Origin of the sequence: Acinetobacter sp. TY2 (assembly GCF_046269225.1) — a bacterium.
GTDB lineage: Bacteria > Pseudomonadota > Gammaproteobacteria > Pseudomonadales > Moraxellaceae > Acinetobacter.
In genome coordinates, this window is record NZ_JBJZOR010000028.1 from 25,397 (window position 1) to 43,619 (window position 18,223).

The 18,223-nt window shown below is 36.0% G+C and carries 15 protein-coding genes; 6 read left to right on the forward strand and 9 right to left on the reverse strand.

The genetic code is table 11. The annotated features are described in order from the left end of the window. Window positions 1-72 precede the first annotated feature (72 nt). A complete protein-coding gene (locus ACK1JC_RS14625; protein WP_409512604.1) occupies window positions 73-1,413 on the reverse strand; it encodes a CitMHS family transporter in 1,341 nt (446 codons plus the stop codon). 603 nt (window positions 1,414-2,016) lie between these two features. On the opposite strand from ACK1JC_RS14625, the gene ACK1JC_RS14630 reads away from it, so the two are divergent. Continuing rightward, window positions 2,017-2,235 (forward strand): hypothetical protein, encoded by a 219-nt coding sequence (locus ACK1JC_RS14630; RefSeq protein ID WP_409512605.1) that lies wholly within the window; start codon window positions 2,017-2,019, stop codon window positions 2,233-2,235. 338 nt (window positions 2,236-2,573) lie between these two features. Here ACK1JC_RS14630 and ACK1JC_RS14635 read toward each other — a convergent pair whose 3' ends face one another. After that, window positions 2,574-3,893: a hemolysin family protein gene (locus tag ACK1JC_RS14635; RefSeq protein ID WP_409512606.1), complete on the reverse strand. Its 1,320-nt coding sequence runs from the start codon at window positions 3,891-3,893 to the stop codon at window positions 2,574-2,576. Window positions 3,894-4,022: 129 nt separating this feature from the next. Further along, on the reverse strand, window positions 4,023-5,012 hold the full coding sequence (locus tag ACK1JC_RS14640) for a LysR family transcriptional regulator (RefSeq protein WP_409512607.1): 990 nt from the start codon (window positions 5,010-5,012) through the stop codon (window positions 4,023-4,025). A 648-nt stretch (window positions 5,013-5,660) separates the two neighbouring features. Between ACK1JC_RS14640 and ACK1JC_RS14645 the strand changes: the two genes are divergently transcribed. Next, window positions 5,661-7,262, forward strand: coding sequence for an isocitrate lyase (locus ACK1JC_RS14645; RefSeq protein WP_409512608.1), 1,602 nt, complete (start codon window positions 5,661-5,663; stop codon window positions 7,260-7,262). A gap of 99 nt (window positions 7,263-7,361) precedes the next feature. On the opposite strand, the gene ACK1JC_RS14650 is transcribed toward ACK1JC_RS14645, so the two are convergent. Next, window positions 7,362-7,850, reverse strand: coding sequence for a copper resistance protein NlpE (locus ACK1JC_RS14650; protein WP_409512609.1), 489 nt, complete (start codon window positions 7,848-7,850; stop codon window positions 7,362-7,364). 462 nt (window positions 7,851-8,312) lie between these two features. Here ACK1JC_RS14650 and ACK1JC_RS14655 point away from each other — a divergent pair, with 462 nt between their 5' ends. After that, on the forward strand, window positions 8,313-8,903 hold the full coding sequence (locus ACK1JC_RS14655) for a 1-acyl-sn-glycerol-3-phosphate acyltransferase (protein WP_409512610.1): 591 nt from the start codon (window positions 8,313-8,315) through the stop codon (window positions 8,901-8,903). Window positions 8,904-8,982: 79 nt separating this feature from the next. Here the strand turns inward: ACK1JC_RS14655 and ACK1JC_RS14660 are convergent, their stop codons facing one another. The 4 genes from ACK1JC_RS14660 to trpS all read right to left on the reverse strand — a co-directional run bounded on the left by ACK1JC_RS14660 (window position 8,983) and on the right by trpS (window position 13,742). Continuing rightward, window positions 8,983-9,306, reverse strand: a complete 324-nt coding sequence (locus tag ACK1JC_RS14660; protein ID WP_409512611.1) for a hypothetical protein — start codon at window positions 9,304-9,306, stop codon at window positions 8,983-8,985. Window positions 9,307-9,802: 496 nt separating this feature from the next. After that, a complete protein-coding gene (locus ACK1JC_RS14665; protein ID WP_409512612.1) occupies window positions 9,803-11,509 on the reverse strand; it encodes a flotillin domain-containing protein in 1,707 nt (568 codons plus the stop codon). A 75-nt stretch (window positions 11,510-11,584) separates the two neighbouring features. Then, a complete protein-coding gene (locus ACK1JC_RS14670; protein ID WP_409512613.1) occupies window positions 11,585-12,232 on the reverse strand; it encodes a YqiJ family protein in 648 nt (215 codons plus the stop codon). Window positions 12,233-12,728: 496 nt separating this feature from the next. After that, on the reverse strand, window positions 12,729-13,742 hold the full coding sequence (gene trpS, locus ACK1JC_RS14675; protein WP_409512614.1) for a tryptophan--tRNA ligase: 1,014 nt from the start codon (window positions 13,740-13,742) through the stop codon (window positions 12,729-12,731). Window positions 13,743-13,983: 241 nt separating this feature from the next. Between trpS and ACK1JC_RS14680 the strand changes: the two genes are divergently transcribed. Together ACK1JC_RS14680 and ACK1JC_RS14685 are read left to right on the forward strand one after the other, a co-directional pair. After that, entirely contained in the window at window positions 13,984-14,910 is a 927-nt protein-coding gene (locus ACK1JC_RS14680; RefSeq protein WP_409512615.1) for a DUF808 domain-containing protein, read from the forward strand. Window positions 14,911-14,964: 54 nt separating this feature from the next. Beyond that, the gene (locus ACK1JC_RS14685) at window positions 14,965-15,858 is read left to right on the forward strand and encodes a neutral zinc metallopeptidase (protein ID WP_409512616.1); all 894 of its coding nucleotides are present in this window, start codon (window positions 14,965-14,967) and stop codon (window positions 15,856-15,858) included. A gap of 62 nt (window positions 15,859-15,920) precedes the next feature. Here the strand turns inward: ACK1JC_RS14685 and ACK1JC_RS14690 are convergent, their stop codons facing one another. Continuing rightward, on the reverse strand, window positions 15,921-16,466 hold the full coding sequence (locus ACK1JC_RS14690) for a hypothetical protein (protein WP_409512617.1): 546 nt from the start codon (window positions 16,464-16,466) through the stop codon (window positions 15,921-15,923). Between the two features lie 285 nt (window positions 16,467-16,751). Here ACK1JC_RS14690 and ACK1JC_RS14695 point away from each other — a divergent pair. Beyond that, window positions 16,752-18,223 (forward strand): cation:proton antiporter (locus ACK1JC_RS14695; RefSeq protein ID WP_409512618.1); only part of this gene is annotated, 1,472 nt, incomplete at its 3' end.

Sequence of the window (18,223 nt, forward strand, 5' to 3'; positions counted from 1 at the left end):
GATTGGCTTTTTTGTACGTATGTATAAAGTAATGATACAGCTGATTATAGCATCAGCCGAATGTGTTTTTCTTTAAGGTAAAGTCGAATACAGTGGGAATATACCAAATAGCATCGCAGTAACGAGCATGACTAAACAGGTTACAATCGCCCATTTAATGGCAAATTTTTGATGTTGTCCCATTTCAATGCCTGCTAATCCACAGAGTAAATAGGTTGATGGCACCAATGGGGAGAGTAAATGTACAGGTTGACCCACAATAGATGCGCGTGCCATTTCTACAGGAGTAATGCCATAGTGTGCTGCTGCTTCCGATAGAACAGGTAGAACACCATAATAGAATGCATCATTCGACATAAAGAAGGTTAACGGCATACTGACAATTGCTGTAATTGGTGCGAGAAAAGGTCCCATACTTTCAGGAATGATCGCAACTAATTCCTTAGACATAGCATCGACCATGCCCGTGCCAGTTAAAATGCCAGTGAAAATTCCCGCTGCAAAAATAATACCCACTACATTGAGCGCACTTCCTGCATGGTGAGCAACCAAACTTCTTTGCATATCAATATCTTTGTAGTTCACAACAAGTGCGATACTCAATGCAATCATAAAGAGAATTGAAAGTGGTAAGACGCTTTTGACAAGACAGACCATCAATACAATAGTCAATAAAGCATTAAACCATCTTAAGTGTGCACGATTGGCTTCAGGGTTAGTTGAGATTTGAATGCTATCACCATGACTCACATCAAGATCAATAATACCTAAGCGCTTACGTTCCATACGTCCGTACATAAAGCCAAGGAAATATAGCCATGCAATCGCACAGAGCATTGGTAAGATCATTGGAACAAAAACATCACTTGGATCGACATGTAATGCACTAGCAGCACGAGCAGTTGGACCACCCCAAGGGGTTAAGTTCATAATGCCGCTTGCAAGCATCATTAGACATGCCATGATCAGTGGGCTCATGCCTAGACGTTTATAAAGTGGAAGCATTGCAGCCACACAGATCATATAGGTGGTTGAGCCATCACCATCAAGAGAGACAATAATAGTCAGGGTAATAGTGCCAAGAATAACTTTAAGCGGATCACCTTTAACAAGCCGTAAAATGAAGCGAACAGAAGGATCGAATAATCCAGTGTCAATCATGATGGCAAAATAAAGAATAGCGAATAAAAGCATAATACCTGTCGGGGCAAGCTTCTTTACACCTTCGAGCATCATTTCGCCAAGTTCATGAATTTGGATATGACTTAAGCTGTCAACAAAGAAACCGAGCCCATAAGCAATAAGTGCAAAAATAACAGGAATCAATGTGAGGGCAACAAGGGGTGTAAGGCGCCTAGACATGATTAAGTACATAAAGCACATAATCATGCTAAGACCGAGGACGGTTAGCATAGTTCAATCCTTTGATTTTGAATGATCTTGTTGTTGGGATAATTTCATCCGAAGTTTAATGGTTTTTTAAACTAACCTAAATAATTCAAAATAAATATGATTTATCAAATGATCATTCAGCGAAATAATTGTCTTTGATTGATTGTTTAATTATTGACTAGATGATTTTAAAGTTAAAAATAAATAATTGTTTTATATTTATTTTTAACTTACTTTGATTTTTTTAATTTTTAAATAAAAAAATAATATTGTATTTTATTAAAGTGTATCAGTAAAAAATGGCACTTATTACAAATACAAATGTTCATTTGAGCAAATCATATAATTAGAAAATCTTTAATATTTGGTTAAGTATAATTTAACAATATGGATATAAAAATAAAAAATAACATCTAAACTTTAAGAAAATTTAAATAAAGGATACTTCTAAATGATGGATTTATTGATTGGTCATATCATTTTGTTTGCAATCATTGTATTGGTTATTTTGGGAACTAAAAATTTAAAAATTTTGGTAAGGATGTCGGTAGGGCCGTAAAGGATTTTAAGCAAGCGGTAAAAGATGACACGACATTGAACGATCCTAAATAGAGTTCAATTGTTATGTTTGAAGTGGGTTTTACTGAAATCTTATTTCTAGGCATTGCTTTAGATATTTTAGAAAACAAGCAAGCTTATGCTGTTGTTGTGAGTTTTTTTATTGTGATGTTTATCATCCCACCTGATATTTTCTCTATGGCTGTTGCGGGTTGCTTTAATTATATATACGAAATTGGGTTACTGCTTGCATGTGTGCTTATGTACTATACAAGCGATTTATGAAAATATAACAGCGTTGTAGAAACTCGATGATAATGCGGAAGATGTGTAAATTGTTTCCCAAGGGCGTTATCAAGCAGGTGTTGGACAATTGCTTAAAGTGATTAATTCACAAAATCTACTGATCGAAACTCGGATGAATTATTTCAATGCTTTAATTGAGGTTTGGTTGTCCGTTATCAACTACTTGCGAGTCTAGGTAATCTTAATATTTGGTCTGAGTAATCTAGCCAAAATTAACAGCAATTACACAGGTAATGTCTGCGTCTAAAAAATTATATAAAAACAGGAGGCATTAAAAAGCCGAAGATTCGGCTTCAGCCAATTGGAATGAACAGATATTATTCATCAGCAACAGGTGCGTCTGAGTGATCTAATAAACGGGTGACAAGTAATTGGTCAATTTTAAAATGATCAACATCAACCACTTCAAACTTATAATTGCCAAATATCACTGCATCAGCAGGGCGAGGAATTTTACGTAGGCGATACATCATAAAACCAGCAAGAGTTTCGTAATTTTCTTCATCGGGCATTTCATCAATTTCAAGTGCATGTTTCAGGTCTTCAATAGGCGTACTGCCTTCAATGAGCCATGAATTATTGTCCCGTTTAATAATTTGTATGTCAGCTTCAACAGGGGTAACCCAATCACCCATCACAGTAATCATAATATCAGAGAGGGTAATGACACCTACGACCAGTGCATATTCATTGATTACAACCGCAAATTTTTCTTTGGTTGAACGAAATCGGTCAAGTAGTTCCGATAAGGTCAGTGTGTCTGGAATAGTTAAAACATTACGGATGGTACTTTCGTTAAGTTGTAATAATGACTGGTTTTTAAGAATACGAACCAAAATATCTTTGGCATCGACATAGCCAATAACATCATCAATATTTTCGCTACAAACCAAAAATTTTGAATATGGATATTGTGCTAATTTCTGGCGAATACTTTCTTCAGATTCATTCAATGTAAAATAAATGACATTTTCACGGGTAGTCATACTCGATGGAACATTACGTTCTTCGAGTTCAAATACATTTTCAATAAAATGATGCTCTTGTTTTTGTAAAACTCCAGCTTGTGCACCTGCATCCATAACGGCAGAGATATCATCAAAAGTAATGTTGTCGTCACGAATGGTATTGACTTTAAATAATCGAAATAACACATTGGCAATAGCATTGATGATCCATGCCAAAGGTTTACAAACGGTAATAAAAACTTGAATCGGATTAATAACGGAAACAGCAATTTTTTCAGGTGCAATCATTGCCATACGTTTTGGCATTAGATCTGCAAATAAAATAAATAATGAAGTTACTAAAGTGAAGGACAATGCAAAACTAATGGATTCAGCCCAAGTACCTTGATAAAACTGCATCACAAAATTGAGAAAATAAGGTCGGAATGCACCTTCACCTAATATACCACCCAAGATGGCAATGGCATTTAAACCAATTTGCGAGGCTGCAAAGAAATTTGCTGAATTTTCTTGTAAATCTAATACTTTTTGCGCACGAATATCACCTGATTCCGCGAGGATTTTTAATTTAACTTTTCTTGCACCAGCAAGTGCAATTTCTGTCAGAGATAAAAAACCCGCCCCGGCAATAAGTATGGCGATAATAACGATGTTTTGGAAAAGGCTCACGCATCCACCTGTGTATTTTCATTATTATGAATATTTTTAACACATAAATATCCAAACAATGAATTGTTTCATTGTTTGGACGAGTATAAAGCAAAAAAATAACAATTTAGTTTTTTTATTAAAATCAGCTTAATATTGAGAGAAATGAGAATTATTTGTTAAAAATTCACGATTTTCTTCTTCAACCATCTGACGAGCCACATACAAAATTAGCTGACGTAACCAACGATGTGCAGGATGATGATGCAATAAAGGACACCAAGCCATTTTCAATTCAAATTCAGGAATATAAAAAGGAGGGTCTTTGATGAGCAAATTTTGGCTGTTGGCTTGTAATTGTGCAATACGTGTTGGCAGCGTTGCGACCAAATCAACATTGGATGCCAAAAGTGCAGGCATTTGATAATGCCGAGTAAAAACAGAAATTTTACGTTTTTGACCAATTCGTTCTAAAGCCTGATCAATCCATCCAAGTCCAGCTTGTTTTTCAGGATTTACTCCAAAGCCTACGCCCATACCTGTTTTTGAAACCCAAATATGCTGTGCATCGAGGTAACTTTTTAAATTCAAGTTATTGGCGGCAGGGTGTTTGCCGTTGAGTAAACATGAAAAACTGTCACGCCATACTAAAACTTGGTGAAAACTTTGTGGAATTTCATTGAAGCGGTTAATGGCAAGATCGACTTTACCTTGCTCCATGTCACGATATGACACATCACTTGGTGTTAAAAAGTCCAGTACGACATTGGGGGCTTCTGAACGTAAGGCTTTGACTAATCGAGGAACTAAGGTCGCTTCTGCATAATCAGAGGTCATAATTCGAAAAACACGATTAGACGTATAAGGACGAAACTCTGTACGTGGTTCCAAAATCATCGACAAATCAGACAGCGCATCACGAATACGTGGTTGTAATTCCAATGCACGTTCTGTCGGTGTCATGCCTTCAGATGAGCGAATCAATAAAGGATCATTAAATAAATTACGTAAACGACGTAAAATATTACTCATAGCTGGCTGAGTTACACCAAGTTGTTCTGCAGCACGAGTTACATTTTTTTCACGTAACAGTACATCAAGGTAAATCAGTAAGTTGAGGTCGACCCGCTCAAGATTCATAAAATAAATACCGAAAATAAAATTTAGAAATCACGATGGATTATGCCATAAGCAAAGTCTTTTGTGTTAAAAGCTGACGAAATTTGCATCTGATTCTCAACATTCATTTAGGTGATTTTAATTTTATTTGCACTATATCTGTGGGAGCTTTTATTTTGATTGGTGATCAATAGATACTTTGGGGTAAAGGTTATATTGAAGAAGTTTTGTTGAATGATAACACTATGTTATATTATTGCGTATGATTTGCTCGTGTAGTTGTTTAATATTTGCGCGTTTAAAATTGTAGATTTTTTAAAAAATTGGCTGAATTGACCTATTTTCGAATTATTTTGAAACAGCTAAGACTTAGGTCTAATAATGTGACTTTTGAGTTTTTGTCTTTAATTTAAACAAGAAATAAAAAATATTGAAAAAATAAAATAAATAAAAACATATATTTATTAAATGCAACTCTAATTATAATACGACTTTGATCTATATATTTTTTAAATAAATACTGAAAATTACAGCAAGATATTGGATAAATTATTTGACTCAAACTAAGCTAAGTCCATAGCAACGAGGTGTACTAAATCTGAACAGTTTTTAAAATTTCGATTTAGCCCTTCAATTGATGAAATCCTAAAATTATATACAGGAAATATCATGACTCAATATCAAACAGCAGTAGATGCAATCCGCGAATTAAAAGCAAAATTCGGAAGCACTTGGCGCGATATTAGCCCAGAAGATGCTGCACGTATGCAAATGCAAAACCAATTCAAAACTGGTTTAGACATTGCAAAATATACCGCTGCGATTATGCGTCAAGATATGGCTGCTTATGATGCTGATTCTAGCAAATACACTCAGTCTTTGGGTTGCTGGCACGGTTTCATCGCACAACAAAAAATTATTGCGAACAAAAAATACTTCGGTACAACTGAACGTCGTTATATCTACCTTTCTGGTTGGATGGTTGCTGCTCTTCGTTCAGAATTTGGTCCACTTCCTGACCAATCTATGCACGAAAAAACTTCAGTACCTGCGTTAATTGAAGAAATCTATACTTTCCTTCGTCAAGCTGATGCGAAAGAATTAAACGATTTGTTCCGTGCGCTTAAAAAAGCAAACGAAGCAGGCGATGCAGCTAAAGCGAAAGAAATTACTGCTCAAATTGACGGTTTCCAAACTCACATCGTTCCAATTATTGCGGATATCGATGCTGGTTTCGGTAACGAAGAAGCGACTTACTTACTTGCTCGTAAAATGATTGAAGCGGGTGCATGTGCACTACAAATCGAAAACCAAGTATCTGATGCTAAACAATGTGGTCACCAAGCTGGTAAAGTAACAGTTCCACATGAAGACTTCATCGCTAAAATCCATGCATTACGTTATGCATTCTTAGAAATGGGTCTTGATGACGGTATCATTGTTGCACGTACTGACTCTGAAGGCGCTGACTTAACTCAAAAAATCCCAGTGGTTAAAGAGCCAGGTGACATCGCTTCTCAGTACATTAGCTACTTAGACACAGTTGAAATTGACATCGCTGATGCTCAAGAAGACGAAATCTTAATCAAACGTAACGGTAAATTACACCGTCCTAAGCGTTTAGCTTCTGGTTTGTATCAGTTCCGTGCTGACACTCAAATTGACCGTGTTGTACTTGACTGCGTATCTAGCCTTCAAAACGGTGCTGACCTTCTTTGGATCGAAACTGCAACGCCAAACGTTGAAGAAATTGCTCACATGGTTAACCGTGTTAAAGAATCAGTTCCAAATGCGAAGCTTGTTTATAACAACTCTCCATCTTTCAACTGGACTTTAAACTTCCGTCAACAGTCTTATGACCGTTGGGTTGCTGAAGGTAAAGACGTTTCTGCTTACGACCGCGCTAAATTAATGAGTGCTGAGTACGATGCTACTGAATTAGCTGCTGATGCTGATGCTAAAATCCGTACTTTCCAAGCAGATGCTTCTCGTGAAGCAGGTGTGTTCCATCACTTGATCACACTTCCGACTTACCACACTGCAGCGCTTTCTACTCATGAGCTTGCACAAGGTTACTTCGGTTCTGAAGGTATGTTGGCTTATGTAGCTGGCGTACAACGTAAAGAAATCCGTGGTGGTATCTCTGCTGTTAAGCACCAAGCAATGGCTGGTTCTGATATCGGTGATGATCACAAAGAAATCTTCTCTGGCGACAATGCACTTAAAGCGCATGATGATGCTAAAAACACAATGAACCAATTCGGTGGTTAATCCTCGAAATTGATTCAAAAAAAACCCTGCCAAGCAGGGTTTTTTTTATGCATTAAAATAAATAAAATTGAGCATTTCAAGACTCAATTGGATCATAGGTTAATCGGTTTTTTTCGTTAAAACATAATGTTCAGCAAGTGTACTTTCAATTTTTTCACCCGTTTCAATATCACGCGCTTCTAATTGATTTTCACCGACAAAAAATTTACGTTTTTCTGCATTTTGATCAAGTGTAATGATTGTTCCTGAAGGGTCAAAACTAAATGTTCCTTCAGATTTAAACTCTTTACCATCTCCCTTACCTTGATAAACTTCTGTAAGTTGATATTGATGATTGGGTTTTAATTCCAATTGAGTTTCGATACCACTACAGTCAGCACATGGAAATAGACCTGTATAGAGTCCTTCCCAATCTAGACTGTTTTGTGCATTATGTTCGCTGTCAATAGTTGGAACTGCGGCTTCATGTGTCGTTGCAGCTTGTGTTTGAGGCGTACTTTGGATGTCATCAGTTGCTTCATGTGTTGGTTTAGAACATGCACTAAGTGTAAGTCCTAGTATAGAAATCATTAGGAGTGTTTTTTTCATCATATGATCCAATTTAATATTATAAAAAATAAGTAGAATGAGTAGGGTTTCAGAATAAGAATACAATTCATGTTTTCAAAGGAATATGTATGTAATGTAAAAATAGACATGAATACGAAAGGATTGTGTTGAGTTATATATTTTTATGAGTTGGATCTCGCCATAATACATAAAAAATTTTATAGGCAAAACTCTGCTTCTATGGTTGTAAAATATTGAATAAAAAACGTATTGATATATAAAATTGAGAATAATTGTGATCTTTTTTTTGGCGAACTTATTTATTTTTTACATTAAAATCATTATATGAAAATAAAATAAAAAATAAGTAATTTTAAGTGCTTATGAATGCTTAAAAAAATTATACACATATATATTAATTGATAAATTTTCTGTCAAATTGAGCTTTCATATTTTGATCTGGTTGCTACAATCCACGCATTATTTTATTGAGTATATAACGTGTTTGAAAAATTGGCAGAACAAAGCCTTGGATTGATAGGATGGAAAATTGATAATCATTGGGATTTAAATATTGATCAATGTGTCATGATTGCTGCACCACATACTAGTAACTGGGATGCTTTGTATGCGCGTCTTGCACTTAAAGCTTTAGGTGTGAATGTTCGCATCACTATTAAAGACAGTTATATGAAATTGCCATTGGGTCCTTTTGTCCGTGCAATGGGTGGCATAGGTATTAATCGTCGGCCTAAAAAAGAGGGTGAAGCACGCCCAAGTATGGTTGAATTGATGTCAGACTTATTTAAAACACATGAAAAATTAGTGATGTTGGTGACACCAGAAGGAACACGTGCTAAACAAGAAAAATGGAAAACAGGCTTTTATCATGTTGCCATCAATGCAGGTGTACCTATTGCTCTTGCATATATGGATTATGATAAAAAAACTACAGGTGTTGGGAAGATTATTTATCCAACAGGCGACTATGAAAAAGACATGGCTGAAATTATGGCTTTTTATGCACAGATCAATCCTAAATTTCCTGAATTATTCAGTGTTGATATCCGTTATCATTCATCTCAAGAATAAGTATTAAAGACGATTTAAAATGATAAAAGACAGGATAGACCTGTCTTTTATTTTTGAAAATTAAAATCTTAAATGCTTTTTAGTTGATTTTTGATACACCGCCTAAAGATTCGCAAGCAGATTTATAAATATCATATTGTTGTTGAACCACTTGATCGAGGGGAATACGAAAAATTTCCTCGCCTTCCTTATAACTTTCAACATAAGACGATGCTTTTTCTTTACTGACCGATAGAGTGCGTTCATGATAGCTCGTAATTGCACTGTGGTTTAGTTGCCCTGTTTCAATATTTTTACATTCAAATTGATTAAGTATAACTTCGGCTTTTTTGAGTTCACGGGGTGTGCCGAGTGTACACCCAGCTAAAATGGCTGAGCATATGATTAAAAATGAGAATTTCATCACACATATTTTTATAAAAATGGATGGGCGAGATTCTATGCTTAATCGTAAAATTTAAAAAGTATGTATTACTCTAAATCTTTTAAAAATAAATTCAACTGTTTGAAAAATAATCTTAACAGGGCGTAAGCAAATTAAAAGGTAGAGAGCTCTTTTTGCATGGCATTCTATAGCTTTGTTAAGCACTCAGGATGATGAAAGGTACTCTAACCTGTGGTGGTAAAATATAAACTCAAAAAGACATCATAAATAAGGTAAAGATAAAATTTATCAATTTTTGAATCTACGATAAAGCCTGTCACGGTGCGCTACAGATAAAATGAAGCCAAAATAAAATATTATGACCTAAATAAATGATTATAATTTTAAAATGATGATTTTACGGTATTAAAAAGTACTGAATACTTTGTATATTCAGTACTTATACGTATGAGAAAATTCAAGCAAAAGGTAGGACTTGACTCAAAGAAATTTGCTGAAATAAAGTCAGCGAAACTTATTCAACTTTAGGTTTAAGGCTTTGCGTCATTCCATTGATATCACCACCTTGAATACCCAATTCACTCATTAAGCTATCAATGAGCGGTGCTTGGCTACGGTAGCGTAGGGCACTATTTACCACTTGATCTGATAAGGCAACCTGACCTTGATCATTCGCTTCACCATTCACTGTTGCAGAGCCAATATTTCCTAAACCATTGACCTGAAGAATTTTAATATCGTCAATATTTTCCATTGGTTTAACACTTTCACGAATAATTTCAGGAAGATATTTTAATAATGCTAGGCGGATTTGCATTTCTACTTGCTCAGAAGACAAAATATTATTGGCTTCATTGACTGCACGTGTACCTGCTGCATCAACTTGATATTGTTTTTCTTGTGCTTGAGCGAGCAAAATTTTTGCATCGGCTTCACCTTTTGCTTTTAAACGAATTTTTTCTGCATCGGCTTCGGCAACAGTACGCACTGCTTCGGCATCATCCACAGCAGCTTGTTTTGATGCTTCTGCTGCCACAGTAATAGCAATTGCATCAGTTTCAGCGACTTGTTTGGCTGCAACAAGTTCAACAGCCTTTAAGCGTTCAGCACGTTGAGTTTCACGTACAGTGGTGACTTCCTCTTCGGCTTTGACTGCTTGTGCACGGGCTTGATCCGCAAGTGCTTTCGCTTCAGATTCTGCACGAGATTTTTCAGCAATCGCAATTGCACGGTCTTGTTCAGCAAGTTCAATGGTTTTCTTTTGTTCAACTTGTGCTTTTTGAATGGCTTGTGCTTTTAAAATATTTTCATTTTCAATATCACGATCGGCAGCAATTTGTTTTAATTGGACTTGACGATCAGAGGCAATTTTTGCTTCGCCTGCTTCACGTTGCTTTTCAGATTCTTGAGTTGCAATTTCAGCTTGTTGCTCCGCACGGCGAATAGAGAGTTCTCGGATTTGTTCCATCTTCGAATATTCTTCTTCACGAGTAATTTTAAGACGTGCTTGCTCGGTTTCAAGATTTTTAGTTTTAATGGCAAGGTCTGCATCTTGTTCTAGACCATTACGTTTTTTACGGCGATCTTCAATGGTTTCAGTCAGTTTCGTTAGACCTTCAGCATCGAAAATATTCTGTGGATTGAAAAATTTAAAATCGGTTTGATCTAGACCAGTTAATGATACGGTTTCAAGTTCAAGACCATTTTTAAATAATTCTTCTGATACTGCTTGCTGAACTTTTTGTACAAAATCGACACGCTTTTCATGTAATTCTTCCATCGCCATTTCAGCAGCAACAGAGCGTAATGAATCGACAAATTTACCTTCAACCAATGACTTTAATTCATTCGGTTGCATGGTTTTCTGCCCGAGTGTTTGAGCAGCAGTCGCAATTGATTCAGCAGTAGGTTTAACACGAACGTAAAACTCAGCAGCAACATCAACACGCATACGATCTTTGGTAATTAAAGCTTGATCTGCGGCACGTTTAACTTCTAAACGCAGGGTATTCATATTGACAGGAATGACTTCATGTAAAACAGGTAGAACAATTGCACCTCCACCTAAAATCACTTTTTCACCGCCAAATCCTGTACGGACAAAAGAGACTTCTTTACTTGAGCGTTTATAAAGACGGGCAATAATAATCCCAATAATAATCAATGCGGCTAAAATAATGCCAGCAAGAACCAAAATGGAATAAAGATTAGAGCTTTGCATATGTTGTTCTCTTGTGATTATGGTTGAAAATATAAATTAAAGTTGTCATTAAATTTTTTAAATATAAATAGAGCTTTAAGTGATTGCTTGTGCACGAAAACCCATGCTTGTTCGTTCACTGAGTAAAACTTCTTGACCTTGAGCAAAAATAATATCGATTTCGGGTTCAACCAAAATGTAATGTGATTGACCGAATTGATCTTTAACTCGTGCTTGAGCTGGGTAATTTAATCGTGCTTCACCTAAGATAATAATGGCAGTACGACCAATCAATTCATCACTATGAATGGCTGTAGTTTCATCTTTAGGTAAAATCTTAGCCATGCTAGCTGAACAGATACGAACAAGAGGCATACATAAAATTAAACAAGCAGGAGCAGCAATCCAAAGTGGAAAATAATGCGTGCTGAAACTGTAAAAAATGCTTTGTAAGATAAAACCTGTTAAAGCGTAAATGGTTAAAAAAATAATGAGCCACACCAACATGGGGATACGACCTAAATACAACCAATCAAGAAGTTGAACAAAAGCATCATGATCAACGTGGACATCGAATTCAGAATGTGGAGCTTCGATCAATTGATCAGGAACAAATTGATCGAGAAACCCTTGACTACTTGAGCCAACAATCAAAAGTAGACATTCCAATACACCTAATAAAACCATAAGGCTTAAAGAAACACTAAAAATGAGATTCGATGGATGTATAAAAAGTTCCCACATGGGCAATTACTCTTTTGTTTTTTACATTAAAAATAATTTGAGAGTGAATAAAGTCACGTTGTTTTATACGCTCAAAAAAGGTTTTGATTGATCAATTAAATCTAGCGTGACCTTGATAGTATATTTTTAAATCGACTTGATCAAGTTGAAATGCATGTGATAAATTCATTAAATCAATGCTTTATATTTAATTTTTATTGAAGTTTGTCTGTTTTTGGCAAAAAAATACGCAATGATTGGGGAATCACTGCGTAGGAACAACGAACCTGAATATTCAGTTTCGGTAAAGGAGAGTGTTATGAATCTGGGGAGATTCAGAACTTAAATTAAGTATAAAAAGTACAGTGCTTAATAACATCAGTGTTCACGTAATTAAGTGTAAATTCTCGTAAAAAATGTTTTATTTGCATAAAAAAGTTAGATACTCAAAAAGAAAAAGCCTTTTATTTAAAAGGCTTTGACAAGGTTCTAGATCAATATACACATCGTATTCACTTTAGAAATGAAATACGCCCAAACCTGCTTTAATCTCATCTAAGGTTTGTTGAGTAATGTCACGACATTTATCTGTACCTGTTTTTAAGATATCCATGATGTAATCTGGGTCTTTAGCAAGTTCCATACGACGTTCACGAATTGGTGTAATTAATTCTTTTAACACACCTTCGAGACGTTTTTTCACGGTACCATCACCTAAACCACCACGTTGATAGTGTGCTTTCAGTTCTGCAACTTCTTCTTTGTTGGTATCAAATGCATCGAGATAAGCAAATACAATATTACCTTCAACTTGACCTGGATCTTCAATACGCAAATGGTTTGGATCGGTATACATTGCATTTACTGCTTTTTTGATATCTTTGTCAGAAGCATCAAGCACAATGGTATTGCCCAACGATTTTGACATTTTCGCTTTACCATCAAAACCAGGGAGACGACCTGTATTTGAAAGCAAGACTTTGCATTCAGGTAAAAGATCATGACCAATTTGACGATTTAAACGGCGCACAATTTCGTTAGTTTGTTCGATCATTGGAATTTGATCGTCACCTACAGGAACGACAGTGGCTTTAAATGCTGTAATATCAGCTGCTTGGGCAACAGGGTAACATAAGAAACCAGCAGGAATATCTCGTTCAAAACCACGCATCTGAATTTCAGATTTAATGGTTGGATTACGTTCTAAACGCGCAACAGTCACAAAGTTCAAATACAACATGGTGAGTTCATTTAATGCAGGCAGGCATGATTGAACGCAAATAGTCGTTTTAGTTGGATCAATACCGACAGCTAAATAATCGGTCGCAACTTCAATAATATTACGACGTACTTTTTCAAAATTATCAGCATTGTCAGTCAGTGCTTGAGCATCAGCCAATAAAATGTGCTGATGATGCGAATCTTGTAATTCTACACGTGACCGTAAAGAGCCAACAAAGTGACCTAAATGAAGTTGTCCAGTTGGGCGGTCGCCTGTCAAAATAACAGGGCGATTGTCTTGAGTGCTCATTATTTATTCCAGCGTCGTAAAACGACCATCATGTTTTTAAATTCGGGCTTATTGTACGGCATTATTTTTTTTTATGTCAGTACGAATTTAAATGAACTTGGCAAAGTGTATTGTGCTTATGTTTTAATGACATGAGAAAAAATAAACTGAAGCAACTGACTAAAATATTTGTACAAAATAAGTTATAGAAAACACAGGTTTCAATTTAAAATAGCGACATAACTAAAAATTAGGAAAAAAAATGGCAAGTAGTTTATTAATATTACTCGATGATATTGCTGCAGTCCTTGATGACGTTGCTGTGATGAGTAAGATGGCGGCAAAAAAAACAGCGGGTGTATTGGGTGATGATTTAGCCTTAAATGCTCAACAAGTCAGTGGTGTACGTTCAGATCGTGAATTACCCGTGGTTTGGGCGGTGGCAAAAGGTTCATTTATCAATAAATTGATTTTGGTGCCATTGGCATTAGCGATTAGTTTTTTTGCACCTTGGTTAATTACACCTCTGTTGATGATAGGCGGTTTATTTTTATGTTATGAAGGTGTTGAAAAAGTACTTCATAGCTTACATCACAAGAAAGCAAAGACCACAGAAGAAGCAAAAGATGAGCTTCAAACTATAGAAACTGATTTGGTAAACTTTGAGAAAGATAAAATTAAAGGTGCTGTGCGTACTGACTTTATTCTTTCGGCTGAAATTGTGGTAATTTCACTTGGAACAGTTGTTGCAGCAACGTTTAGCACGAAACTCATCGTACTTTCAGTGATTGCCATTGGTATGACAATTGGCGTTTATGGTTTTGTTGCTATGATTGTGAAAATTGACGATTTGGGCTTGTATTTAACTGAACAGGCATCAAGTGTTAAACAAAAAATTGGGCGTGGATTATTGGCATTTGCACCAAAGTTAATGAAAACATTAACGATTGTTGGCACGATTGCGATGTTCCTTGTGGGTGGTGGTATTATTACTCATGCAATTTCAACCTTTCATCATTGGACAGAAGAAGCTGTAGATCATGTGGAGCTGATTCCTGCGATTGGAAATATTATTGGGGCAATTACGCCGACTTTTATCAATTTTGTGGTTGGTTTTATTGCTGGTTTAGCGGTTGTATTGGTGATTGGTTTGATTCAAAAAATTCGTTCATCATCGAAAACGGTATAAAGTTGAATAGATCAGTTATGATCAAGGCAACGGCTAAAAATAAGGATAAAAATTATGCGTTGGAAAGGGCGACGTGTTAGCGAAAATGTTGAAGATCGTCGAGGTGGCGGTGGTGCAAAGGCTGGTGGCATTAGTATTTTAGGTTTAATTGTTGCCTTTGTAGCCTGGAAGTTTTTTGGGGTTGATCCTCAAATGGCCTATCAAGCGACTAAACAAGTGACTTCAAGTCAGCAAACACAAGGTGCATCACCTGAAAATATGACAGCTGAGCAGAAAGAATCTTTAGCATTTGTTGGTACAGTTTTAGCAGATACGGAAGATGCATGGACACAAATTTTTCAACAACAAGGTGCACAATATAGTCCACCGAAATTGGTGATGTTTAGTGGTCGGGATCGTTCTGCATGTGGTTCGGCTGAATCCGCAATGGGACCATTTTATTGTCCTGCCGATCAAACGGTTTATTTGGATACCACTTTTTTTCGTGAAATGCGTCAGCAAATGGATATTTCGGGTGAGCAAAATCAGACTGAGCTTTCAACACGTGATGAGGCTGGTGATTTTGCACAGGCTTATGTGATTGCACATGAGGTTGGACATCATGTACAAAACTTATTAGGCATTTCATCGCAAGTACAAAAAGCACGTCAACAAGCGAGTCAAGTACAAGGCAATCAATTGTCTGTGCGTTTAGAGTTGCAAGCCGATTGTTTTGCGGGTATTTGGGCGAATAAAACACAGCAAAAAACGCAATTTTTAGATCAGGGTGATGTGGAAGAAGCGATGGATGCTGCACATAAAATCGGCGATGATTATTTGCAGAAAAAAGCACGGGGTATAGCTGTACCAGATAGTTTCACGCATGGTACAAGTGCACAGCGTATGCAATGGTTTCAAACTGGTTTAAAAAGTGGCGATGTGAATGCGTGTGACACATTTAAATCTTAAGATTTAAATATTTGAATAAAAAGAGAGTATTTGTACTCTCTTTTTTTATGAGGAAAATAAAATTACTTATTTAAAAATTTTCGGAAGTCTCGCAAAATTCGATAACAAACATATAGTGCAAATAAAGCAAATAAACTTAAAGTAATGATCTGATTACGTAAAGTAATGAGATCAGCTTGGTGAAAAGATTGAATATCTTGAGCTGAAAATTTTACAGTATTTTGCTGCATATTTTGGGTGTTGGTATAGCTCATCTCTTGAATATAATATTTGTCATTAAAGCGTTGAACTGTTACATGATCAATTCTTCGGAATGGATGTTGATTGTCTTGATCGGTGCATAAGGTTTTTAGGTAATGTTCACAATTTAACTCAGCGATATATCCTTGATTTTTAATCACAATCCATAACTTTTTATCGGGCTTTTGATTGTTACTGAGCAAACGATATTCTGTTTGAGTATTTGAACTGAATGTTGAAACATGATCAGGAGTATTACTTGAGCGAGTGAGTTCAAGTGTTTTAACAACACAAGTCCAAATGAGCATGGTTGTAATTAAAATGAGAACAAAAGCGTAAAAACAACGGAACAACATTTTAAAAGTCATATTGAATATCACAGAAACAGGAGTACGATCAAAAAATCGTAATGCAGGTAGTTTAACTCGATTTGTAAGCTGAAAATAATTTTATGTAAAAAATAATCGGATTGCATTTTTTGATCAGGGAGTATGAGAAAAAAGTAGTTTTTATGTTAAAAAATAAACGGGAAATGCGACGTGGTTTACTATTTTTTGTAAAATTATATTTTTGTTGAATGGTAGGTATTTTTCTATTCATTTAGGAAATGTTGTGGCATTCATTATCAATCACAATTAAAGATTAGGGCGCGCATGGGTAATTATTTCTTTCTTCAAGTTTTTACAGTCGTTTTTGCATTATCCATTGCGACAACAATATTTAATAAACGTATTTTGGGATTTCCTCAGGCAATTGGTGTACCACTTGTTTCGGCTATTTTTGTCTTTCTATTGCAATGGGGAGCAAGTCTGCTGAATGGAAATCAGTTTGTCTCTATTAATATTCATAATATTGAGGAAGCTGTACGTCATATCGACTTTTATGATTTTTTAGTTAATGGCGTGATTTGTTTCATTCTGACATCATCCGCACTGAAATTTAAAGTCTCAGATTTACGTAGTTATTGGAAGCCAATTAGTATTCTTGCCACCATTGCATTAGTACTTTGTGCCTTATTTTTTGCAGGTTTAGTGTTTGGCTTTCAGTATTTAACAGGTAATCCTGTACCTATTTTGGTATTGCTATTACTAGGTTCTGCCTTAGGTGCAACGGATCCAATTGGAATTAAAGGTGTACTAAGCTCGGTTCGTGCGCCACACCATTTAATTGTAAAGCTTGAAGGCGAATCTTTGTTTAACGATGCCATGTGTATTGCAGTATTTATGACGTTATTGAATGTGTTGGAAGGTGAGCATTTTAGTTTGATTGCGACCTTACAAACATTGCTGTATGAAATTGTCGTTGCGGTCATTATTGGTTGGGCATTTGGTCTTGGGATTTTACGTTTACTCCGTGGTAAGCATGAAATGGAATCGCTGATTTTAACGACTGCATTGTTGGCATGTGGTTCATATTTGGTGGCTTTATTTGCTCACGCCTCTGCACCTATTGCCTGTGTGATTGGTGGTTTAATTGTTGGGAATAAATGGAAAGAGATTTTACAAGATCGTGAAATTCGAGAAGTAAACCATTTTTGGCATACCGTTGAAGGCATTATCAATTCATTTCTCTTTACCCTTATTGGGCTAGAAATCTTTATTTTAGATTTGAGTACAAGCTTAATTTTAGGCGGTATTGTTGCTTTCTTTGCTCTACACCTTTCACGTTTTGCTGCAAACTTTTTGGCATTTGCATTTTTCCCATCCTTCCGTATGAAAAGTTATAATGGTAGTTTAGCCATTTTATCTTGGGGCGGGGTTCGTGGAGGGATTTCACTTGCACTGATTCTTGCTGTGGCTAACGTGCCTGAGCTGAGCCAATACAGCAGTATTTTGATTGGTTATACATTTATTAGTGTATTACTATCTGGAATTGTCTGTGGTCTAGGCTTACCTGCGGTAATGAATGCATTTTATTACAACCCAAGTGAAGAAAAACAAGGCTTCAAAGGGTGGTATCAACGTATGTGTAATAAGATGAATCGTAAAGGATTTAAATATATTGTCGGAGAAGATGCTTATGGGAATGAAACGATTGTTATCTATAACCCAGAAGCCATTGTTGATCAAAAAACTGATGATGGTGTGGCAACCGTACATCATCCAAGTAAAGCGCAAGAAGTGAA